The sequence below is a fragment of the Pseudoalteromonas sp. S16_S37 genome, from assembly GCF_014694405.1.
Classification (GTDB): domain Bacteria; phylum Pseudomonadota; class Gammaproteobacteria; order Enterobacterales; family Alteromonadaceae; genus Pseudoalteromonas.
Map to the genome: position 1 here is coordinate 37,546 of NZ_JAAUWV010000004.1, position 22,913 is coordinate 60,458.

Below are 22,913 nucleotides of genomic sequence, written 5' to 3' on the forward strand. Positions count from 1 at the left end.
TCCAATTATTTGAGTTCGTTAGCTACTTCGGCAATTTTTTGTCTTAGCCAAATATGGCTTGCATCTCGGTGCAATAACGGACTCCAAATCATATCCAACTCAAACGGTGGGATAGGGAATGGCGGCTCTAGAATTGCAAGCCCAGGGTCATCTTTGTAGATGTTGGCTGCTTTTGAGGGTAAAGTGGCGACTAAATTTTGCTCTTTGGCTAAATGTATTGCTACATGGTAATTACGCGTAAAGGTTGCGATATTTCTATGCTTACCAAAGTTCGCTAACGCTTCGTCTACCCAACCCAGTTTTTGTACATCGGCGGGGTCCATACCTACACCTACACCAAACCCGGTTTTACTCACCCAGATATGACGTGCTTTTAAATAGGCATCTAAGTTGAAGTTGTCAATTATAGGGTTATCCGATTTAATCAAGCAACAAAAGCTATCTTTCCAGATTTGCTTGTGATGGAAAGATTGCGGTAAGTTTTCAAAGCGGTTGATTGCCATATCCACTTTGCCGTTTTCCACGTCATGGAACGTTACATCACTGGGCGTGAGAATGTCTAAGGTGGTGTCTGGTGCTTCTTCGTGCAATTTATTGAGTAGTTTTGGGGCTAAAGTGCTCGCCGCGTAGTCACTGGCCATGATTCTAAATACGCGATTACTTTGGTGTGCAACAAACTCACGGTTAGGTGCTAATGTCTCTTCAAGAGTCATTAATATGCCTCGGATCACAGGCTGCAGCTCAAGTGCACGTTCGGTTGGCACCATTCCTTCACTAGTTCGCACTAAAATTGGGTCATTAAAAAGGTTTCTTAACCTTTTTAATCCGTTACTCATGGCCGGTTGTGTAATGCTAAGCTGATTCGCCGCGCGCGTAACGTTACATTCGCGAAGTAAAGTGTCTAAATAAACAAGCAGGTTTAAATCAATTTTACTAATGTTCACGGCGTTCCTTTTTTATTTTATCTAGGTGGACGAAGCGCTGCGTTTGCGGGTAAGGATATATATGTTTTACAACCTTATTTTCTATATCTCGCTGTGCTTGCTGCCAAAACTTTGCAGTTAATAGCTCCGGATGAGCTTTTTCAAATAGGCTTCTGAGTGTAGGGTTTGTGAGGACAAATGTACACAGTTGCTGCGGAAATACATCTTGAGGTGCAGCTGAAAGCTCATCAACACCACTGTATAAATCCGATAAATCCATTTTTGGCATATCTCTAAAATTCATGTCTGTCAGATACTGCACTTCATCATAATCGTAAAAGATCACCCGCAGATGTTTACTCACACCAAAATTTTTCAGCAACATATCCCCTGGGAAAATATTAGCTTGCAGCATCTCTTTAATAGCTAGGCCATAATCGTTCATCACATATTCTGTTTGCTCTGTGTCGGCATTTTGTAAATACAGATTTAAAGGCGTCATACGCCGCTCGATGTAAAGGTGCTTGATGACTATCATGTCTCCTTCATCCTGTATGCTACCTGCTATGGTTTTATAAAACTGCTGCAACAAAGCAGGTTCAATACGGTTTTTTGGAATAACTACATCGGAGTATTCAATTGTGTCAGCCATCCTTCCAACTCTGTCATGGTTCTTAACCAATTGGTAGCGCGCTAAAACAGTCTCTCGTCCAAATGGTTTGCTTTCTGAAAAGTTGTCTTTTATAACCTTAAAAACATAAGGAAAGCTTGGTAGCGTGAATACCATCATCACCATGCCAGGTGTTCCTGGGGCTATTGTAAATAGGTCGTCACCATTGTTTAGGTGTGTGAGAAACTCGCGATAGAACTCGGTTTTTCCTTGTTTATGAAAGCCAATAGCATTGTAAAGCTCCGCTGGGGTTTTATTTGGCATCAATTGATTCAAAAATCGCATCAGGGCTGATGGCGCGTGTGTTTCCACCATGAAGTAGGCTCTAGCAAAACCAAAAATAACTCGCATTTGCGATGAATTAGTAAGTAATGCATCAATATATAGGCCACCTTTTGGATGGTGTAATACGGATATTATGAACGGTTGCACACCACTTTTTGAAACTACCCGACCAATAATGTACGCGCCTTTATTACGATAAAACGGCGCTTGTAATATATCAAAGCGCATCATATGACTTTTATGATGTGTATCAGGAGCTTGGCGAATAAAGGCTTTTAATAGCAGTTTGATATCTTTATCTAGGTTATTGAATGCAATCTTAAAATCGATATGACTTATGATTTCTTTAATGGTGGGTCTTAAACCCCCTACGGCAGGAAAATAACTTCTATACTCGGCCTCAACGGGTAACGCCGGAGCGTCTTTAAGTGTGGTCTCAACAAAAATAAAATCATTGTTAAAGTAACGCCGATGGAACAGGCGACAAAAAACACTATTATAAAAAGTTTCTGCTAACTCGGCTTGGGGATGAAAGCTAAGTAGCTCCAAGTAGTCTTGCTTTATTTGATACCATAGTGGTTCATTGAGCTTAGTGCAGGGCAGGGACGTTTTGAGCCGGTTTATGGTTTCATCAACACGCAAGTCATAGTGACTAATTCTTGATTTACTGAGCTTTTGTATTAAAGACCAATCTTGCTCAGCAAAAGCTTGTCCTGCTAGTTGCGTTATTTTTTGAAAAAGCTGATAGTGCCGTGTAAAGCCTGCCAATATCAGCTTAGCAATTGAAAATGACTGCACCGTAGTACCTTAAGTGGTATGACCTGTTTGTAGGTTAACGGTTTTTATCTTGCCTGTCACTTATTCATAACGCTTAAGGCGTTTTTCTAACTGCACTATTTGTTTGTTTAGTGAGCGATACTGCTGGTGATAAGTTTTATTAATCGCCTTTAGTTTTTGCTTAATATCTTTTAGTGTCTCTGAGCGTTCTTTATCACTCATGATGCGGTTTACACGTTGTTGTTGGTCGCGTGTTTCTCTATCTCTTTCCCTTGTTAAAATTGCCGCTTCGTGCTTTTTGGCTCGCAGTTGATTTTTTAAATTTCTAACAATTTGTTTCTGTTCTAATCGGTTAAGCGTTTTAAAGTGTTGCTCGACAGGTGTATTGGCTTTAGGGTCTGTGTTGGTCAGAGTATGCTCTGTACCATTGCCGCCACACGGAAATTGGCTGTATACAGTGCCGCGTTCCGAAACACATTTATAGTAATTAACTATGGTTTTTGCTTGGCCAGAGAGTGAGCTAAAAAACAGTAAAAAAATAAGACTCCGTATCATAAAGCTTCCTTTTGAGATATTCCTCACTCAAAGATAGACAAACATCACTAAATGGCAAATCAACGTAGGTTTTGTTCAGGTGAAAACTTTTTCAATACTTTGATACTATTGATTAAAAAAGGAATATCCAGCTTCTGTTCAATAGTAAATCCTTCCGTGCCAGAGAGGTTTTTATAGCTACCGTCTTGACTAACCAATGTAATCCTATCTTTTTTAAAGGCAACTAACACACCTTGTGTATAGTTAACTCCCTCAACACTACTGATATGCTTAAGATCTCTCCCTAACATAGTATGACTTGCAAGCTGTGCACAGTTTAAATGAGAGGCTACAAGTGTATAAGTAATATCATGTAATTGCTTAAAGATGAGCGCTTCAGATACTTTAAAACCTTTGCTATAAAATTTGCTTGTATGAATTGCATCGCTGCTTTGAGGTGCTAGAGAAAACGCAATAATAGTACCTTCAATTTTTTTATCAGATTTAAGTGTACTGCCGTTAATGATGCTGACAGGTGCGTTATCACTTTTTATATCGTCAAAGCCATCCAAGCCAATAACGTTCAGTAGCGGCTGAGCTGAACTCCATGCAGGCATCGAGTTTTCCATAATGGCTGTTTTATAAAAGGCGGGCAGTCCATAAATCAAATTAAACAGCGCATCAGAGTGGTTTGTTGGTTGTAGTAGTTGCTTTACAGGGCTTAGTTGTTGCTGATTAACAAAAGCATCCAAATCAGGGGTTTGCTCAAACACTATAATTGATATCGGCGCATTATCTGGTACATCACACGATGGAATCGGTTTACTATAGGTGAATAAGTTTTGAGTTTGCGTCAAGCTAATATCGTGAGCTTGCTCGTACTGTTTTATATCTAATAAATCATGCCTAGCCAGCAGTGTTTTGGCGGTTGTAGGATAAGACAACGGAAGCACATTGTCCTGCTTGGTAATATCGAAATAGGCATTTGCGTCGGCCCAAATGTGAATGCTGTGACTGGCTGCAAAACAACTTACTAAAATAGCAGATGCATATTTAGGAAATTTATAACTTTTAAGTTCAGCAAGGTGGCGCCATGCCCGATTACCTGCAAGTAATTCAAAAATGAGCACTACAACCACAAAGCTTAAGGCTAACGTACAGGCAATAATAGGCGAGCCACTGAATTTACTCCAAAGCAATGAGATTATCTCTGGACCTGATTGGAGGTTAATATGATAGCCGAGCTGAAAATAGACAAATGCGTCTAGGCTTAACACAGATATTCCGAAGGTTGCTATCAGTGCAGCCATACCGCGAATATGCCTGGGGTAAGGAAATATCAGGCTTAATGGGAATACCGTGAGTACAAACGCACTAAAGGTAATAAAGCTTGTATGGCTCAACCAAGTAATAAGCATATAAAAGCCGCCAAGCAAACTTGACGGTGCTTTATCTGCAAACAAGTAGCTACTGCTAATTAGCAGTACTAAGCCAATATTTGCGAAAGTAAACCAATGCCCCCAACTTAAAAGTTGGCTAGCTTTAGAAGAAAACGGGCTTTGTGGGGTTAAATTCATCCAGTTATTTTACCGATTGTACGAGCGCTTTAGCGAAGTTTTCAGCAACAGATTGTCTTTTCGCTTCTGGCACATGTTCTTTTAAAATATGCGTGATAGAATTTCCCAAACACATGAGGCTCAAATCCACTGGTGCCTTCTGTGAGGTCAGAACATCAATTAGTTGGTCAACAATTTGTTCAACTTGTTTGTTGGAATATTTAGATTGGATAGGCATCAGTTGGTTCAATTTTAAAGAGTTATAATTTTTACATTTTAACACCAGAGGCGCGAAAAACAAAGATGAGCATAGAGGTGAATAAGCTAGTTGTACATTATGTCGACAAGCAAGATGAAGATACACAGATCCACTTACGCGAAGATGAGATGCAAATTAACGATAAAGTTAAAGTGTTCATCGAACAGTTACATCATGCTTACAATGGAAAACCTGGCAAGGGGTATTGCGCGTTCAGTGGCGAGAAAAACAGTCAAGTATCTGGTGCGATGCAAAGCTACCGAAATAATGAATTGGGCTTTTGGCATATGACACAGCAAGCAACCGAAGTGCTAAAAGAAGAGTTAAATAAATACGCTTTTCACGAAACGGGTTACTTGATTTTTTGCCATTATCAGTACGTTGCAACAGATTATATCCTTATCGCGTTGATAAATATCAAAGAGCATTACTCAATTACCTCGGAACTTAATCTCTCTGCATCGAGACATTTAGATATTTCACGTATGCAATTGGCCGCGCGTGTTGACCTAACCGCCTGGGACACGCAAGCCGAAGATGCGAGATATATTTCATTTATTAAAGGTCGAGCAGGTAGAAAAGTAGCGGACTTTTTCTTAGATTTTTTAGGCTGTGAAGAGGGTATAGACCCAAAACAGCAATCACAGGTAATGCTTAGTGCTGTCGAAGATTATCTAAGCGAGCAACAGTTTGATAAACATGAAAAAGACAATTTACGTAAAGAAGTTTTCGATTATTGTAATGACTGTGTCGCATCGGGTGAAGATGCAAATGTAGAAGTGCTATCAGATACACTGTCAAAGTCATCAGATGCCCCGTTTGACGCTTTTTATAAAGAGCAAGGTTATGATTTGGCAGAGTCTTTCCCTGTTGATAAGAAAACGCTAAGCACCATGGTTAAGTTTTCTGGTCTAGGCGGTGGCGTGAGTGTTGGCTTTGAGCGTAAGCATCTGGGTGAGCGCGTTATTTACGACGCAAAAAGCGACACGCTTACTATCAAAGGCATTCCACCTAATTTGAAAGATCAACTGCAGAGATTCTATGAGCAAGATGAACAATAAAGTTTATGTTTTCGCTCCTTGAATGAAAAATGCCGCTTGATGCGGCATTTTTGTTTGTAACTGTTACTTTAAGCGCCTGACACTATAAACTCAGCCAACTGCTTAGATAACTTGCCACCAAGCTTTTGCATTGCATTACTTTTTGCCGTTTGAGAATAGGAAGATGCGGCTTTTACTTTACCATTAAAATGCGCTTTTTCGCGTCCGTTTTCCTTCACCACCAAAAAGCTCTCACCAATGCTATAGAAAGTATCGGCCTTTTTAATGTGCTGCCAATCTACACGAAAAGATAACTCAAAATCAGCATTATCCGATACGATTTGAATGCCATTTCCGGTGAGGGCACTGGCTACCATATCTTTTATATTGCTATGTCTATCTGAATCAGCGGTGATACTAAAACTTAAGCTATTCAACACTTCTTCACTGCTGGCCAACTGAGCTTGCACTTCGCTAGGTATTGGCAGCTTAGCGGACTGTAGCATTTGTAAATAGTCATTTAATTTGCCGCGCTCAATGACTAGCCTTCTGATTTTGATTGCTTGCTTTAAGCGCTGAGATTTAGTTGCCGCATTTAAAGTGGTTTGGCGAATAGTATCATCAATCCCACTTATACTAAGTTCAGTCTGCATGATGGCTTCTGTGCGGTTAAATGAGGCAAGTGCATAGGCCGTATTATCCTTTTGAAACTCCTCCTCAATTTTTACGCCTTGCAGCAATATGCTGGGGACTTGCGAATTGATCACCTCATCAATATGGTATTGCATAGACTTTTCGTTTGCACTTTGTTCTATGTTAGTAGTAGCGGCAATGGTGACGTTCAGCTGTTTAGCAAGCGCCAATCGCGCAGACTCTTGAGCTGCAAGCTTAGCCGTTTGCATATCGCCCACACTATCTGCAACACCCACACCATAAATCATGTAATCAGCATGAGGCGTTGCTGTGACCCATGATGGTGTAACAGGTGTAGGAGGTGCTTTTTCAGTTGTTTGACAGCCCGTTGCTAACACCAAGCTTAAGCATAGTGCCGCCGAAAGTTTAGAAGCCATAACCGGATCGCTCTTGTAACTTTTGAATTTTCTTCTGACCATTCCATACCTCTCGGTTGCTCGTCATATCGATTAAACGCAGGTCTACTTGATAAAAGGTAACGCGAGTTCCACCTTGTTGGTCGACAAAAGAGTTAATGGTGCCTGATAGCGCATAATCCGCACCATATTCCTGACCCATTTCATTTTGCGACTCAAGACTTGCATTCAGTTCTTGGTCTTTTCGCTCTTCTCTTATTTCATTTCGAACTTCTTTATTAGCAACGAAATCGGCCTGCCCAGAGCGCAAAATTGCACGTTTTAGATCGTTCAAGAAGGTATCTACAGCTATATGTTGATGTGATTTATTTCGTACAGTTTGAATGATAATAGCGGGGCGACTGCCTTCTCTTTTTAGATGGTCGTTTACCCACGGAAAGCTTAGCATATCGCTGATCATAGCCTCAGCCACTAATTGTGAATCTTTACCATTCCATTTGTCTGACAAAGCTACTTCTTGGTTCGCGTCAATTCGCTGTACTTTCGTGCTTTCACAAGCACTTAACGCGAGTGTAGAGAGCACCGCAAAAGGAATGAGCTTAGTTAATTTGCGATTGTTTTTCATGCCATTATTCCATATTTAAGGTTGAGAGAGTGTGAGAACTTTGGTCACGTTTGGTATCCAAAAAAGTGCGTGTGTGCCAAAGGCCCATGTTGCTATTGATATTTAGCGTTTCACTTTGTTCAATGACGTGTCCAGAGTTCAAGTAGGTTTTAATAGTAATTTTTTGCTCGCCAGCAGGAAGTGCAAACTGTGCAACACGAGTTTCTAAGGGAAGTGTTTGCCATTGTCTGGTATCTGCTGACGCCGTAATTGCATTAACTAACGATGTCGAAAACTTGGCCAAGCTGCCGAGCAAATTATCTTGCTTTACGCCAACTTCTTTTAACACCTTCTTCGCTGAAAGCGCTTTTGTAAGCTCTCTGGTCAGTGCAGCTCTGATCTCACTATTAGACTGAGCAAGCGCATCTTGAAGAGTTAAAAGTCCAATTGAATGATACGGGATCAGTTGCGTATACGGCTTGCCTGCAAGCCAAACTTCACTTTTTTTAACTGGTGTATCAATTGGTTCAAGATAGGTGACAGAGATCCTTGCACCAAATTCGAGAGCATCAACAATGCCTAGCTTCACAGCCTCATCCCAAAGAGGTCCAAGAGGTAAGCGTTTAGTAACCGTCCCCATTGCCACATCACCTAAGTCACCCAACATGTAGTTTTGGATCATGTCAAACAAGCTTGTGTCTGCGTGCAGCATTTGGAACCATCTTATTTGTGCTTTTCGTTCTTGAGTTGTACCAAATACAATCGGCGTCATAATAAGCGCTTTTGCTTGTGCATCTGCCTTTAGTAATAAGTTCAACTGCTTTCTTTTTGGCGCAATGCCGATATCTTGCACAATAGTAACATTGGTATGGTCGTTACTACTTTCATATTTGCCTTTTAACTTATTTTTAAGTTCTCTGAGCTTATTTTGGTAGCCCCCAGCCTTTTGCATCACTCTGGCAAGCGCGGCAGATACTTGATGAGAAACTAGGTCTGGTAATTTATATTGTTGCTTAAAACCATTGTCATACATTTGCATCGCGCGTTCGTATTGGAGTCGCGCAGAGTCTAATTCGCCTGTTTGCTCAAATAGAACACCACTTAGAAAATGCGCATACGCATCATCTTTGTAGTCTATGTTTTCTAATAGTCCTTTTGGCGCAAAAATAGGGGTTAGCACTTCATTTATTTTACTGGCAGTCGAGTCATTTGTTTGTAAAGTGGTGTAGCCACCTGTTTTTTCTTTAAGTCCCGTTAAAAAAACATCTAGTTGACGCATCTCAACGAGCGCAGCATCAAAGAACGGCTGCGCGTTCGATGGGTTTTTCTGTGCTAGCGCATTGTAATTTATGGCCTTCATAATATGAATTTGCGGCACGTAATAGGCCTTTCCTTTATAGGTTGTATAGGTTGGTCCACTAAATTGCACCATAGCTAGTTCGGAAATGCTTTGCGTATAGAATGATTCAATTAGGTTTATTGCTTCACTCAAATGGGTATTACTCTGCTCGAAGTTTTTCTCAAGTTGCAATAGACTTGCCATTTCTAAATGGTAGAGTAATCTCTCGTTGCCTGTTTTACTGTAATTATGTGTAATGTTTTGTTTGGCTTTAACAAAATTACCTTGTTGTGCCAATTGGGCAGGTGAAAGCTGCTGTAATGGTGTTATATTGCAGGCACTGAGTAAACAGACTTGAATTAAAATAACTAACAACGAAATAGATTTTTTTATACTGGCACTCAATGATGCGTCCTTTGCTTAATCGTGAGGTGACGAAAATTATCTTATCAATGTGGGCAAGGTAATAAAACTATAAATATTATTAAAGCAATAAATTGTTAAAAATGGTTTTTACAATTTATTACTTCCGCTAGCGAAATAGTTTGCTAGATTGGGAGCTATAAATTACTTCGGGCCAAAAGGAAAGACTATGAAAATTAAACCACTAATCACTACGCTTGTACTTGCTGGGATGCTAACAGCCTGTAGTTCAACTAAAGATGATGATGCTTCTAGCCCTCGGGTTAATATTCCTGATTGGGTGCTTAACCCGGTTATTGAGGATGGTATTGCCGCTGCTGATTGCATTAAGTACTCAGGCAACATTTCTGTGGATCAAAAAATGGCGGTCGCTAATGCGCGTCTAGCGCTTGCACAACAAATTGAAGTGCGTATAGAGGGACTTGATAAGACGTTTGCCAATAGAACGGATGCAAATGACGAAATGACAGTGGGCAGTACATTCAGTTCAGTATCAAAGCAGCTTACTAAGCAAACGCTTAATGGCTCACGTGTAGTGAAAGCTGATGTGGTTGATATATCAGGTAAAGATTATTTCTGTGCGTTAACTACATTATCGCCAGAACTTACAAAAACACTATTTAAAGACTTGATTAAGGCTGCTAAACCAAAAATTGACCCAAGAGATGAGCAGTTTTTATATCAAGAATTTAAAGCATTTAAAGCTGAACAAGACTTAGAAAAAGAAATCGCTAAGTTGACCAACTAGAGCGTGTTGCTGGCTCATTTAGACGCTTTAGTTGATGAGCCATAAACCACACAACCGAAAAATAACTGTTAATTGTTCTGCTAGGAGAGCGGCAATGAAAAAGAAGATAACGATGTTTGCTTTTATCTCGCAGTTTTTTTTGCTTGGTGCCGAAGCATCGCAAGACATTATGTTCAGTGAACTAGATGAGGCGATGCAACAATGGCAGTCAAACTTTAGTGAAAATAGCAATCTCAATAGCCAACAAAATAAGGAGTTGGAGGAGTTTGAACTATTTAAACAGCAGCGCATAAAGGAATTCGATGATTATGTGGCGCAACACTTCGCAGAGTTTGACGCCTATAGAGATAACCTTATAGCGAAGTGGGGTGAGGCTGAAATATCCGATAAAGCAAAGTATGTGGCATATAATGATGACAACGATGCACGTTTAATTGTTGATTTTGAAGCCAACACATTATCAATTGCCGTGCACCATTCTAAGCAAACAGAGGTCACTGCAGAGGATGCACACGCAATCTTTGCAAGGTTTTTATCCGAGCATACTAAATTATTTAAAAAATTTTATGTAGACTCAAAACCGCAGTTCCCAAGCCCTACTAAGCTCTCTACCTCGACATATGATGTAAGTAATGTTGTCAAAGCACAATCACTACTTAGCGCCAAGAAACAGATTAAAGCGCAAACCATACAGCAGCAACAACTCATTGAACATCAAATGGACGACCAGCTGACGCATTCTGTGGATACGATTGAGGCCAAAAAATTACTAGAAGAAAAGCAGCGTAAGCTCAAAGCACTGCAAACACAGCGTTTGGAGCGCTTGAAAAACAATATTAAATTGCTAGCACAAGAGCCCAAGTCGGCTGCAAAAGTCACCGAATTTGCTATCACATTACCAAAAAGCATCGAATTGCCAAGACGAGCAAAGGAATATGAGCCATTAGTATCTGCCAATAGCGAGAGGTTTGGTATTGAGTCGAGTTTGGTTTTTTCAGTAATACATACTGAAAGCCACTTTAACCCACTAGCAAAGTCGGCTATTCCTGCTTTTGGTCTAATGCAGGTAGTACCGACTAGCGCAGGTGTTGATGTAAACCGCTTTTTGTATAACCGAGACGAGCCGATGGCCGGTCCATACCTATATAATGCTGATAATAATATTGAAGCGGGAGCCGCCTACTTACATATATTAGATAAACGTTACTTAAAGCACATTACTGATCCTTTAAGCCGAAAATACTGCATGATCGCAGCATACAATACTGGAGCTGGCAATGTGGCCAGAGTGTTTAATAGTGATGATTCTCGTAATATAAAAAACGCCAGTCGTATTATAAACTCAATGACTCCCGAGCGAGTGCTCGAGGCCCTTGAGCGTGGTTTACCTTATGATGAGACTAAGCACTATTTAAAGCGCGTGTTAGAGAGGGAGCAACTGTATCAGTCGATTTAACTATTTGAATTAGAAAAATATAGTAAACTTTTATCGCTCCTACTTATATCTTAGGCTTTACTCGTTATACTTCTTCTTTTTGCTACATATAAGGAAAAGCTTTGAAGTGGTTTGCTGCTGTATCTGGCAATAATGTTGCCTTGGATAACTTAGATAAAATCCGTTCACCTCAATTTAGCCTGTTTGAAGACTCTGAAGATCATCAATCGAGTTTATATTATTTAAAGTCTGCGCACTTCGAGGTGCTTGAAGACCCTTATACTGTCATGTCACACATGAAAGGGTTGCTGCAACTTATTAATGGTGCTTGTGCGATAGCGTGGGGGTTTCAAGAATATGACGCTAAGCTTCCGATTAAACTTGATGGTCTATACACGACTAAACCCCCAGTATCCAACGCAGGGTTTAATATCATTCACGGGCTTGGTGAGCTTGATGATATTCCGCCATCTAGCCCGTTTTTGGGCGATTTTATACCTGTATGGAGTGATAACCCATTCAGATATAAAGTATCTTCTCTAATTGAGATGAGTGTTAATAATGACGATGTACTTTGCTTGCTGAGGCAAGCATCAATAGGTGTCGATTGGAGAAATCTTTATTGTATATGGGATACCATTAGCCATTATTGTGATGGTAACAAATCTGCTATTAAACAACTCGGCCTTGATGAGCAGAAAATTAAGGCATTTACAGGGACCGCTAATAGTTTCTGTCACCTTGGTATTGAAGCTAGACATGGAGCACAAGGTTGGAGTAAACCTAAAAATGTTATCAGCCATAGTGACGCTATGTGCTTAGTAAGCAATATGGTGACTCGTTATGTCAAAGCTAATCATGATGTCGAAGCATTATTTGAGCAATGGCAAGATAGGTATAACCCAAATAAATACACGTATCCAACTTAGATACTAATTAAAGAGATTTAAGAATGTTTGTTGACAGTCACCTAGCCGTGACTGGGATATAAGAAAGGCCGCAAATGCGGCCTTTTTATGTATTAGCTGTATTTATTACTCTGCATGACTTGGTTCACTAGATGACTGAGCGCTGCTAGAAGCAATTGACATCGTTGATGCCATTGCTGCACTCGCTTTACCTGTCGGCGATTTTGAGCCAGCCGATAGACCTGAGTTAGCAACGACTTCTCGCGCTTCGTGAGGCATTGCAGATGGTGTGATCATTTCATCAGGCTCATCTACACTGCTTGCCTTAGTCATAGGCGAACTTGCGTTGTTGGTATAACGTACGCGAGGTTTGTTCTCAGTGCCATTTAGAGCAGCAGTACCTTTTGCTTCAGCATGAACTTCTGCTACTTCCTCAATTGCTGCTTCTGGCTGAGTTTGGGCTTGAACTTCTGCCACTTCTTCAATTGCAGCCTCTGACTGAGTTTGGGCTTGAACTTCTGCCACTTCTTCAATTGCAGCCTCTGACTGAGTTTGGGCTTGAACTTCTGCCACTTCTTCAGTTGCAGCTTCAGGCTGAGTGTCAGCTTGAACTTCTGCCACTTCTTCAGTTGCAGCTTCTGGTTGAACGTCAGCTTGAACTTCAGCTACTTCTTCAAATACAGCTTCTGGCTGAGTTTCAGCTTGTTCTTCAGCTACTTCTTCAGATACAGCTTCTGGCTGAGTTTCAGCTTGTTCTTCAGCTACTTCTTCAGTTGCAGCTTCTGGTTGAACGTCAGCTTGAACCTCAGCTACTTCTTCAGATACAGCTTCTGGCCGAGTTTCAGCTTGTTCTTCTGCTACTTCTTCAGATACAGCTTCTGGCTGGGTTTCCGTTTGAGCTTGTGCTACTTCTTCAGATACAGCTTCTGGCTGAACGTCAGCTTGAACTTCTGCCACTTCTTCAGTTTCAGTTGTTAGCTGAGTCTTCACTTCAACTTCTGCTGCCAGTGATTCAAATTCAGATTCAGCTCCAGACTCAGAGGTACTTTGTGCTTTAAGTTGCGCTTCATACTCAGCTGCGGCTTGATCTGCAACAGGTATAAAGGCTGGCTCTGCATCTTTATCACCTTCAGGCTTACGACGACGTTGACCGGCTGCTCGTAAGTGACGAGGAGAGCGGCGAGAACGAGTCCTAGTCGTTTCTTCCTCAGATCTTTCAGCTTCCTCAGATGCTTCTTGAGGCAACTCAGATACTGGTGATTTCACTGGGGCAGGTGACGCTTTAGAATCAGACTTCGTAGCTGTATCTAACTTTGCTTCTGTTTGCTCTACGTCTTGCTTAATCTCAACGTTTGCTTGCTCAGTGCTTTGAACGTTTTGAGATTGCTCCGGTGCGTCTGCAACTTGCTCAGTTGAAACAACGTCATTACTTGTTTCAGTTTGGTCTGTGATACGTACTTTTTTACGCAAATTGCGACGCTGACGACGAGGCTTCACTTTCACTTCGTTCGCTTCGACTTCGGTGTTTACCTGTTCCTCTTTTACAGAGTCAGGTCTCACTTCATCGGGGCGTTTACGTTGATTTTGACGGCGACGCTTGTTTCTACCTTCCGTTTTTTCACGATTTTCGCTAGTGCTGCGGTTGTCGGCACTTTTAGCTTCTTGCTCAGTGCTAGCAGCTTGTGGCTGTTCATCACGTTTTTTAGGATTATTACGACGACGGTTTTGATTTTTTCGCCTGTTGTCGTTATTTCTGCGAGGCTTATGCTCTTCCTGTTTTTTCTGATCTGTTTCTTTGTCTTCGCTTTGAGAACCAAACAAACCTTTTAACCAGTTACCAATGCGAGTCAGTATGCTTGGTGTGTGCTTTTCGACTTCAACCTTGGCAGGTTTTGGCGAAATCGTACTAGGTGTTGGTGCAGGTGCTGTAGGCATAACAACACCTTTCAACACAGGCTCTTCTTTAGTAGCTACCGTAGCACGAGATATTTCAAGTACTTCTGGCTCTGGCACAGTAATTTGCTCGTAGCTCGCTGCTTGAGAAGTCTCATCTTTACGTAAACGTAGCACTTCATAATGCGGTGTTTCCATATGCTGGTTTGGAATGATCACCACATCACAGTTGTGACGTTTTTCAATTCTTTGTACTGATTTGCGCTTTTCATTTAGCAAGAAGGCGCCAACAGTAACAGGTACCTGTGCGTTGACTTGCGCGGTATTGTCTTTGATCGCTTCTTCTTCAATCAAACGAAGGATAGATAGCGCAATTGACTCATTAGAACGAATTGTTCCTTGACCGCTACAACGAGGGCAAGAGTGCTGACTTGCTTCACCTAGGCTTGGACGCAAGCGTTGACGTGACATTTCTAACAGGCCAAAACGTGAGATCTTGCCGATTTGTACACGGGCACGGTCAGGACGAACAGCATCTTTCAAACGGTTCTCAACTTCTCGCTGGTGGCGAGGAGGTGTCATATCGATGAAATCGATAACAATCAAACCACCTAAGTCACGTAGGCGCAATTGGCGCGCAATTTCGTCAGCCGCTTCTAAGTTGGTATTTAACGCTGTCTCTTCGATATCGCCGCCTTTTGTTGCTTTTGACGAGTTGATATCTATTGAAGTTAACGCTTCTGTTGGATCAATAACAATTGACCCACCAGATGGCAAGCGAACCTCGCGCTGGAAAGCAGACTCAATCTGGCTTTCGATTTGGTAGTGTGTGAATAAAGGCACATCGTTTTGATAAAGCTTAACGCGACTCATAAAATCAGGTCTGAAGCGCTCGATGTGGGCTTTTGCCTCTTCGAACACACGTGCTTTATCAATTAGAATTTCACCAATGTCACGGCGTAAGTAATCGCGAATCGCTCGGAAAATAACGTTACTTTCTTGGTGAATTAAAAATGGAGCCTTACCACTGTCAGCAGCTTCTTGGATTGCTTGCCAGTGTACCAATAGGGCTTTAAGGTCATATTCTAGTTCTTCATACGATTTGCCTACACCCGCTGTACGTACAATTAACCCCATGCCCTTAGGCAAGTCTAGACGACTCAAGGCTTCTTTTAGTTCGATACGCTCATCACCTTCGATTCGGCGAGATATACCACCGGCTCTTGGGTTATTGGGCATTAAGACTAAATAGCTACCAGCAACACTGATAAAGGTGGTAAGTGCAGCGCCTTTTTGTCCACGCTCTTCCTTATCAACTTGCACAATTACTTCTTGACCTTCTTTGATCACGTCTTTGATGTTAGGACGGCCGTTGAAGGTATAACCACTTGGGAAGTATGTTTTTGCAATTTCTTTAAGAGGAAGAAAACCGTGGCGCTCGGCACCATAATCTACAAACGCGGCTTCTAGTGAGGGTTCGATGCGGGTAATTTTACCCTTGTATATATTGGCTTTTTTCTGTTCGTGACCAGGACTTTCGATATCTAAATCATATAATCTTTGGCCGTCAACCAGTGCTACGCGCATTTCTTCTTGCTGCGTTGCATTGATTAGCATACGTTTCATATTGTTACTCTACTTTCAAATTTAGTCGAGTCTGACCGTCTGCAGTATCAGCAGATTTAGTGTTCCATAGGTTTTAATGCAGTCTCACGACTGGGGAAAGCGGGAACAATTCACATTAACCTTGCCTAGTGAGCAGTGTTTTACAGCGCATAACTTGCGTCCACAGTACTCTTGTCAGCAATGCATTTTTGCATTCGGTTTTTCGCACGGGCTAAATAGCACGACACTGTTAACTATCAGACAAATATCTTTATTTCTTGCTTTTTTTTGGTTTAATCGTGCTTAACGTCACTTACGATCTATTACGCTCATCGTCAGGTGTTAAATGCACGTGTTTGGTCGGGTGTGACAAAAGCTTTGGAAATCCTAGCTTCAATCTGTATGATCTGACACCCAGATGTGCTTCACGATTAGTATTTTGCGATTAAAAAGCGGTTTCGCAAAATTTCGAGCCGATTATCCCATTAATACCCTCGTGATAGCAACTAAATTATTACTCAAATCAGTGATTAGGCAATGTCAGAAAAGTCCGGTTTAAAAGTTAGCTTTGTTACTATTACCGAAGACCAAGAAGGTCAACGTATAGATAACTTTTTGGTAACCCATCTAAAAGGCGTACCAAAGAGTGCGGTATATAAAATTTTGCGAAAGGGTGAAGTGCGCGTAAACAAAAAACGCGTCAAACCGGTTTATCGTCTTCAGCCAAATGACCAAGTGCGCATTCCACCTATTAAAGTTGCCGAACGAGAAGAGTTTGTACCGCGCAATTTAGATAAAATTTCAGCCTTGGAAGATGCCATTATATTTGAAGATAACTATTTGATAGTTATAAATAAGCCGTCAGGTATGGCAGTGCATGGTGGAAGTGGTCTAAGTTATGGCCTTATCGAAGCTTTACGAGTACTAAGACCTGATGAGAAAAACCTAGAATTGGTCCATCGCTTAGACAGAGATACATCAGGTTGCTTACTTATTTCTAAGCGTCGTTCAATCCTCAAAGGTCTTCATGAGCAACTACGTGAAAAGACCATGGAAAAGAATTATTGGGCACTGGTAAACGGCCAGTGGGCTGCAAAACTAAAGAATGTCACAGAACCTTTGCGAAAAAACACGCTGCAATCGGGTGAGCGAGTAGTGCGTGTGGATGAAGAGCAAGGCAAGCCTTCCCACACACGTTTTAGAGTGTTAGAGCGTTTTAGCGATTGTACTTTGGTGCAAGCATCGCCTGTAACTGGGCGTACGCACCAAATTCGTGTTCATACTCAGTGTAAAGGTCATCCTATTGCATGCGATGATAAGTATGGAGATCAAGTGTTTGACGCCAAAATGCGCAGTCGCGGATTAAGCCGTTTATTTTTACATGCACATGATTTACGTTTTTTACATCCAAAAACCGAAACCACATTACATGTTGAAGCGCCTTTGGATAAAGCGCTGGAAAATTGCTTAAAAACATTAAAGGAAGAGTAAATGCGTTATAAGTTGGTCATATTTGATTGGGACGGCACGGTGATGGATTCGGTGCCAAAAATAGTAAATACGTTAAAATTGGCAGCGGCGAGTGTTGGCGTTGCGGTTCCTTGTGATGAAAAGGCGGCGGCAATTATAGGCTTATCTCTAGATACTGCTGTGGCAACTTTATTTCCTAATGATAAAAAATATTGGCCAGAACTTATCGAAGCATATCAATATCAATATGTACACGGCGATAATACTGCAACTCCGCTGTTCAATTATGCGGAGCAATACATTCGTCAACTAAAGGCCAAAGGCGTGTTACTCGCCGTTGCGACGGGCAAAGGAAGATCTGGGCTTGAGCGCATGTTAGCGCAAACTAAGTTAGGTGATTGCTTTATTACGACACGCACTGCGGACGAAGCGCAGTCAAAACCTAGTCCAGACATGATCCATCAGATTTTAGATGAGTTAAACGTTGCAATTGATGATGCAGTGATGATTGGTGATTCATTGCTGGATATGAAAATGGCCGAAAATGCGGGTATAGATGCAATAGCAATGAGCTGTGGCGCCGCCAGTGCTGAACAACTAACACAAAGCTGTGCACTGGCTGTATGTCACGATTATCTGCAGTTAGAGCAAACGCTGCAAAGTCAGCACGTCGAAGCCGCGCTCTGCGAGTAATTGATTAAGTCTTATCAAAGGGAGGCCGACTAAACTATTCGGGTCGTCTCCCTCTAGTTTGTCGAACAAACAAATACCCAGTCCTTCACTTTTAAAGCTCCCAGCACATTGATATGGTTGCTCGCTGTCACAGTAGGCTTCAATTTGTGACAGTGAAAGTGTTTTAAAATACACCGAGAATGGCTCAATAATCGTATCAGCAGTATTACTTTCGATATCAAATAAGCTCAAGCCAGTTAAAAAGGTGACCTTGTGCGAGCTAAAAGTGCTTAGTTGTTTGATTGCATTCTCTCGAGTATGAGGTTTGCCGAGTATGTTACCGTTGTGCAGCGCAACTTGATCTGAACCTATCACCAGCCCTTTAGAAAAATGCTGTTTAGCACTTTTGGCCTTTGCTTCGCTTAGCCTCAAGACAAGTTGCTCAGCCGACTCGTTGGATAATGGAGTTTCATCTATGTCTGGCGAAAAGCTTTCAAAAGGTAAGTTAAATTTTTTTAAAATTGACTGCCTATATGGTGAACTTGAGGCTAAAATAAGGGGTATTTCCATTGATACTCGCAGGTCGATTTAAATATGTAGCAAGGATAGGGCGCAATAACGCGAAAAACAAAGGAAAGTTTGATTTTTATTTTGACTCAGGCACTAACTATCTATATGATGCAGCCCCTATGCAAAAGGTGAAAATTCCCATCACCCTTGATCCTTGTAGAGCCGCACAGCGTTGTCTAACTTATGACGGAGTTGTTCAGCTTGAAGAGCTTTCTCGTTTAGAGCAAGTTGTACAAGATCAATCAGGTGAAATAGCGGTAAACATTCATTGCAAAAATGATGAGCAAGGGTTAGTTGTTGTTAGCGGAACTATTCGCGCACACCTTACTGTTATTTGTCAGCGATGTAATGATGAATTAGGGTTGGATTTGGTACAAGACTTTGCTTATTCTCCAGTTGGATTAGGTTCAGAGTCAGATGATCTTCCCGATTGCTACGATGTGGTAGAACTGAATGAAGAAGGTGAAATCAATCTTCGTCAACTTATAGAAGACGAGCTGATTTTGGCGATTCCTATAGTTCCTAAGCACAACGAAGCATCATGCACTTATTCTGAGAAGCCTGCCAGCTTCGGTGAGATAGAGTCGCAAGAGAGCAAACCAAATCCATTTGAAATTTTAAAACAACTTAAGAAAGATTCTTAGGAGAAGGCTAATGGCAGTACAAAAAAGCAAGAAGTCTCGCGCACGTCGTGGCATGCGTCGTTCACACGATGCAATCAGTGGACCAGCTTTAACTGTAGATCAAGTTTCAGGTGAGACTCACCGTCGTCACCACGTGACTGCAGATGGTTACTACAAAGGCGTTAAAGTAATTTCTAAATAAGAGATTGCTTTATGCTGACTCATCTAACCATAGCGTTAGATATGATGGGGGGCGATTACGGCCCCCGTTCATCTATCCCCGCAGCGGTCAAGGCTGTAAATAAGCATCCCAATTTAATGCTGCTCCTTTGTGGTAACGAAGCTGTTATCAACGAGGGATTAAGTAAACTAGACTCTCTCAATCACCCTAGATTAATCATTAAACATTGCCCTGAAGTTGTCACTAACAGCTGTGAGCCGGCGCTTGCTTTAAGAAATAAAAAAGCATCTTCTATGCGCGTGGCATTGGATTTGGTGAAATCAGGTGAAGCCCAAGCTTGTGTTAGCTCTGGTAATACAGGGGCGTTGTTCTTCATGGCGCATTATGTATTAAAAATGCTGCCGGGTATAAAAAGACCAGCTCTTATTTCTTCGGTTCCAACAGAAAAAAAACAACCCGTTTATCTACTAGACTTAGGCGCTAATGTGCACTGTGATGCGCAAACGTTGTTCGAGTTTGGCATTATGGGTTCAATTGTAGCCGGCCAGGCATTAGATATCGAAAAACCTAAAGTTTGCTTGCTTAATATTGGCTCTGAAGATATCAAAGGACATGAAGGCATTAAACAAGCTGCAGAGATGATGAAAGCTTCAAAACACATCAATTATCAAGGGTACTGTGAAGGAAGTGACATGTTTACCGGTAAAGCTGATGTCATAGTGTGCGAGGGGTTTGTTGGTAATGTGGCACTTAAAACCTGTGAAGGAATAGCTAAACTTATAATGTATAAGTTTACAAAGGCGTTAAAAAAACACGCTTTTTACCGTCTGATAGCATTTGTATTGCGGCCAATAATAAAAAAACTCTATAAAAGGGTGAACCCCGACCAGTATAACGGCGCAAGTTTGGTAGGATTGCGGGGCATTGTTGTGAAAAGCCATGGAAATGCTTCAAATAAAGCATTTCTTGCAGCGATTGAGGAAGCCGCCCGAGAAGTTGAACGCCGCATCCCCGAGAAAATTCAAGCTACTTTTGAGCAGATTGCATCAAAATCAGAACATCCGCCATCTTCAATCAGCAAATAGTTAATTTGTTGTATAGAATATACGTGGCGTAACTATTACTAGAAGAGCACTATAATGTCACAAAAAATTGCACTTTTATTTCCTGGCCAAGGGTCTCAAACCGTTGGCATGTTGTCAGAACTATTAGAAACATCCGATGTTGCTAAGCAAACTTTTGCTGAGGCATCAGCTGCACTAGGATACGACCTTGCTGCATTGGTTTTGACTGGACCGGAAGAAGAGCTTAATCAAACTCACCGTACACAGCCTGCGCTATTGACTTCAAGTGTTGCTATTTACAGACACTGGTTGCAAAGTAACCAAGATAAAGAAGTTATCATGGCAGGACACAGCTTAGGTGAATATTCAGCGTTGGTTTGTGCTGGTGTCATGTCTTTGAGCGATGCAGCAACCTTGGTTGAAAAACGTGGATTATATATGCAAGAAGCAGTACCTGCAGGTGTGGGCTCTATGGCTGCGATCATTGGTCTTGAAGACCAAGCAATTGAGCAAGCATGCGCAGAGTCAGCGGGTGAGCAAGTTGTTTCTCCGGTAAACTATAACTCGCCAGGCCAAGTGGTGATTGCGGGTCATAAAGAAGCGGTTGAACGTGCATCTGAAGCTTGTAAGGCAGCTGGAGCAAAGCGTGCATTGCCATTGGCGGTAAGTGTTCCTTCGCATTGTGCTCTGATGAAGCCTGCTGCTGATAAATTGGCTAATGATTTAACAAATATGAACTTTAGTACCGCAACCTGTGATGTTATTAATAATGTCGACGTTGCAGTAGCTAACTCAGAACAAGAAATTAAAGATGCACTTATTCGTCAATTATACAGTCCTGTACGATGGACTGAGACAGTGCAATCGTTAGCTAAACAAGGCATTGAACAAGCATATGAATTTGGACCAGGGAAAGTGATCACTGGTTTAGTTAAGCGTATTGATAAATCTGTTGCTTGCAGTGCGGTAAACGACACTGCGTCTATAGCAACTGCACAATAATAAGAGAAGAATTAGGACAATGAGCAAATTATTTTCTTTAGAAGGTAAAGTAGTTTTAGTGACGGGCGCAAGCCGTGGTATCGGCAAAGCGGTTGCAAATGCACTAGTGGCACAAGGTGCGAAAGTAGCTGGTACTGCTACTAGCGAGTCTGGTGCTGAGAAAATTAGTGAATACCTAGGTGACAACGGCAAAGGTTATGCTTTGAATGTGACCGATGTTGATTCGATCACGGATACTTTAGCGGCAATTAAGGCTGATCTAGGTGATATTGACGTATTAGTAAATAATGCAGGTATTACCCGCGATAATCTGCTAATGCGTATGAAAGACAGCGAGTGGGACGATATTATCGATACTAATTTGAGTTCAATCTATCGCCTGTCAAAAGCTGTATTACGCCCAATGATGAAGAAAAAGTGTGGCCGTATTATTAACATTGGCTCAGTTGTCGGCACTATGGGTAACGCTGGTCAAGCTAACTACGCAGCGGCTAAAGCCGGTGTGATTGGTTTTTCTAAGTCTTTAGCACGTGAAGTAGCCTCTCGTGGTATTACAGTGAATGTTGTAGCGCCTGGTTTTATCCAAACAGATATGACAGATGAGTTAACAGATGAACAAAAAGCAGCTACGCTTGCCAATGTGCCAGCAGGGCGTTTAGGCCAGCCAGAAGAGATTGCTGCTGCAGTGTGTTATTTAGCTTCTGACGCTGCTGCGTACGTATCTGGTGAAACATTGCACGTAAATGGCGCGATGTACATGGTATAACGTTGCAAAGATCACAATTTCGCATTTTAATTTTTTGTGATCTTGCTGCAAACTTACTTGAAATTGCTATGAAAATAAGCGATAAAAGTAGAAAATATTAGCTAAGAGGTTTGACCAGATAAAAAATTCTGAGCAAATCCTTGAATCACAGTATTATGCGCCGTAAACTACGCCGCAATCTGAAAATAACGCAAATGCGTTTTAATAAAGGAAAGAAGAATGAGCGATATTCAAGAACGCGTAAAAAAAATCATTATCGAGCAACTAGGTGTTAAAGAAGAAGAAGTAAAATCTGAAGCGTCTTTCGTAGACGACTTAGGTGCTGACTCTCTTGACACTGTTGAACTTGTTATGGCTCTTGAAGAAGAGTTCGATACTGAGATCCCTGACGAAGAAGCAGAGAAAATCACTACTGTTCAAGCAGCGATCGATTACGTTACTGCTCACGCTGAGTAATTAGCGAACACTCGGGGCAGCGCTCGCTGCCCTTAGTTTTTTTATCCCCCTCATAAAATAA

Annotated in this window: 22 protein-coding genes; 12 read left to right on the forward strand and 10 right to left on the reverse strand. The window is 41.6% G+C overall.

What is annotated here, in order from left to right:
• Positions 1–5 precede the first annotated feature (5 nt).
• From HC733_RS03290 to HC733_RS03310, 5 genes are read right to left on the reverse strand one after another with little or no spacing between them, the layout of a single operon-like run.
• A complete protein-coding gene (locus HC733_RS03290) occupies positions 6–944 on the reverse strand; it encodes a LysR substrate-binding domain-containing protein (protein WP_190363632.1) in 939 nt (312 codons plus the stop codon).
• The gene (gene aceK / locus HC733_RS03295; protein WP_190363633.1) at positions 934–2,676 is read right to left on the reverse strand and encodes a bifunctional isocitrate dehydrogenase kinase/phosphatase; all 1,743 of its coding nucleotides are present in this window, start codon (positions 2,674–2,676) and stop codon (positions 934–936) included. Before aceK ends, HC733_RS03290 begins: the two co-directional genes overlap by 11 nt.
• A gap of 60 nt (positions 2,677–2,736) precedes the next feature.
• Positions 2,737–3,210, reverse strand: a complete 474-nt coding sequence (locus HC733_RS03300; RefSeq protein ID WP_190363634.1) for a DUF4124 domain-containing protein — start codon at positions 3,208–3,210, stop codon at positions 2,737–2,739.
• A 59-nt stretch (positions 3,211–3,269) separates the two neighbouring features.
• Complete coding sequence (locus tag HC733_RS03305) at positions 3,270–4,766, reverse strand: DUF3413 domain-containing protein (RefSeq protein WP_190363635.1); 1,497 nt, start codon at positions 4,764–4,766, stop codon at positions 3,270–3,272.
• A 4-nt stretch (positions 4,767–4,770) separates the two neighbouring features.
• Positions 4,771–4,983: a DUF1414 domain-containing protein gene (locus HC733_RS03310; protein ID WP_171624543.1), complete on the reverse strand. Its 213-nt coding sequence runs from the start codon at positions 4,981–4,983 to the stop codon at positions 4,771–4,773.
• Positions 4,984–5,048: 65 nt separating this feature from the next.
• Between HC733_RS03310 and yejK the strand changes: the two genes are divergently transcribed.
• Positions 5,049–6,065, forward strand: coding sequence for a nucleoid-associated protein YejK (gene yejK / locus HC733_RS03315; protein ID WP_190363636.1), 1,017 nt, complete (start codon positions 5,049–5,051; stop codon positions 6,063–6,065).
• 68 nt (positions 6,066–6,133) lie between these two features.
• Here the strand turns inward: yejK and HC733_RS03320 are convergent, their stop codons facing one another.
• The 3 genes from HC733_RS03320 to HC733_RS03330 are packed head-to-tail and all read right to left on the reverse strand — an operon-like array spanning position 6,134 to position 9,441.
• The gene (locus HC733_RS03320) at positions 6,134–7,114 is read right to left on the reverse strand and encodes an LPP20 family lipoprotein (protein ID WP_190363637.1); all 981 of its coding nucleotides are present in this window, start codon (positions 7,112–7,114) and stop codon (positions 6,134–6,136) included.
• Positions 7,104–7,718: a penicillin-binding protein activator LpoB gene (locus HC733_RS03325; protein ID WP_190363638.1), complete on the reverse strand. Its 615-nt coding sequence runs from the start codon at positions 7,716–7,718 to the stop codon at positions 7,104–7,106. Before HC733_RS03325 ends, HC733_RS03320 begins: the two co-directional genes overlap by 11 nt.
• Before the next feature lie 4 nt (positions 7,719–7,722).
• Positions 7,723–9,441: a hypothetical protein gene (locus tag HC733_RS03330; RefSeq protein WP_190363639.1), complete on the reverse strand. Its 1,719-nt coding sequence runs from the start codon at positions 9,439–9,441 to the stop codon at positions 7,723–7,725.
• Positions 9,442–9,628: 187 nt separating this feature from the next.
• On the opposite strand from HC733_RS03330, the gene HC733_RS03335 reads away from it, so the two are divergent.
• The 3 genes from HC733_RS03335 to HC733_RS03345 all read left to right on the forward strand — a co-directional run bounded on the left by HC733_RS03335 (position 9,629) and on the right by HC733_RS03345 (position 12,571).
• The gene (locus tag HC733_RS03335; RefSeq protein WP_190363640.1) at positions 9,629–10,207 is read left to right on the forward strand and encodes an LPP20 family lipoprotein; all 579 of its coding nucleotides are present in this window, start codon (positions 9,629–9,631) and stop codon (positions 10,205–10,207) included.
• 94 nt (positions 10,208–10,301) lie between these two features.
• Complete coding sequence (locus HC733_RS03340; RefSeq protein WP_190363641.1) at positions 10,302–11,663, forward strand: transglycosylase SLT domain-containing protein; 1,362 nt, start codon at positions 10,302–10,304, stop codon at positions 11,661–11,663.
• A gap of 101 nt (positions 11,664–11,764) precedes the next feature.
• Positions 11,765–12,571: a hypothetical protein gene (locus tag HC733_RS03345; protein WP_190363642.1), complete on the forward strand. Its 807-nt coding sequence runs from the start codon at positions 11,765–11,767 to the stop codon at positions 12,569–12,571.
• 105 nt (positions 12,572–12,676) lie between these two features.
• Here the strand turns inward: HC733_RS03345 and rne are convergent, their stop codons facing one another.
• Positions 12,677–16,069, reverse strand: coding sequence for a ribonuclease E (rne, locus tag HC733_RS03350; RefSeq protein ID WP_190363643.1), 3,393 nt, complete (start codon positions 16,067–16,069; stop codon positions 12,677–12,679).
• 516 nt (positions 16,070–16,585) lie between these two features.
• Between rne and rluC the strand changes: the two genes are divergently transcribed.
• Entirely contained in the window at positions 16,586–17,539 is a 954-nt protein-coding gene (gene rluC, locus HC733_RS03355) for a 23S rRNA pseudouridine(955/2504/2580) synthase RluC (RefSeq protein WP_190363644.1), read from the forward strand.
• Positions 17,540–18,211 carry an HAD-IA family hydrolase gene (locus tag HC733_RS03360; RefSeq protein ID WP_190363645.1) on the forward strand — a complete coding sequence of 224 codons (672 nt, stop codon included), beginning with the start codon at positions 17,540–17,542 and terminating at the stop codon, positions 18,209–18,211.
• Here HC733_RS03360 and HC733_RS03365 read toward each other — a convergent pair.
• Entirely contained in the window at positions 18,161–18,760 is a 600-nt protein-coding gene (locus tag HC733_RS03365; RefSeq protein WP_190363646.1) for a Maf family protein, read from the reverse strand. The genes HC733_RS03360 and HC733_RS03365 overlap by 51 nt on opposite strands.
• A 119-nt stretch (positions 18,761–18,879) precedes the next feature.
• On the opposite strand from HC733_RS03365, the gene yceD reads away from it, so the two are divergent.
• The 6 genes from yceD (at position 18,880) to acpP (ending at position 22,852) form a co-directional block, all read left to right on the forward strand.
• Positions 18,880–19,404 (forward strand): 23S rRNA accumulation protein YceD, encoded by a 525-nt coding sequence (gene yceD, locus HC733_RS03370; RefSeq protein WP_190363759.1) that lies wholly within the window; start codon positions 18,880–18,882, stop codon positions 19,402–19,404.
• Between the two features lie 10 nt (positions 19,405–19,414).
• The gene (rpmF, locus tag HC733_RS03375; RefSeq protein WP_010374010.1) at positions 19,415–19,585 is read left to right on the forward strand and encodes a 50S ribosomal protein L32; all 171 of its coding nucleotides are present in this window, start codon (positions 19,415–19,417) and stop codon (positions 19,583–19,585) included.
• Positions 19,586–19,596: 11 nt separating this feature from the next.
• Complete coding sequence (plsX, locus tag HC733_RS03380) at positions 19,597–20,649, forward strand: phosphate acyltransferase PlsX (protein WP_190363647.1); 1,053 nt, start codon at positions 19,597–19,599, stop codon at positions 20,647–20,649.
• A gap of 54 nt (positions 20,650–20,703) precedes the next feature.
• The gene (gene fabD / locus HC733_RS03385; protein WP_190363648.1) at positions 20,704–21,630 is read left to right on the forward strand and encodes an ACP S-malonyltransferase; all 927 of its coding nucleotides are present in this window, start codon (positions 20,704–20,706) and stop codon (positions 21,628–21,630) included.
• Positions 21,631–21,649: 19 nt separating this feature from the next.
• On the forward strand, positions 21,650–22,396 hold the full coding sequence (gene fabG / locus HC733_RS03390; RefSeq protein ID WP_190363649.1) for a 3-oxoacyl-ACP reductase FabG: 747 nt from the start codon (positions 21,650–21,652) through the stop codon (positions 22,394–22,396).
• Positions 22,397–22,615: 219 nt separating this feature from the next.
• A complete protein-coding gene (gene acpP / locus HC733_RS03395; RefSeq protein WP_070985135.1) occupies positions 22,616–22,852 on the forward strand; it encodes an acyl carrier protein in 237 nt (78 codons plus the stop codon).
• Positions 22,853–22,913: the final 61 nt, after the last annotated feature.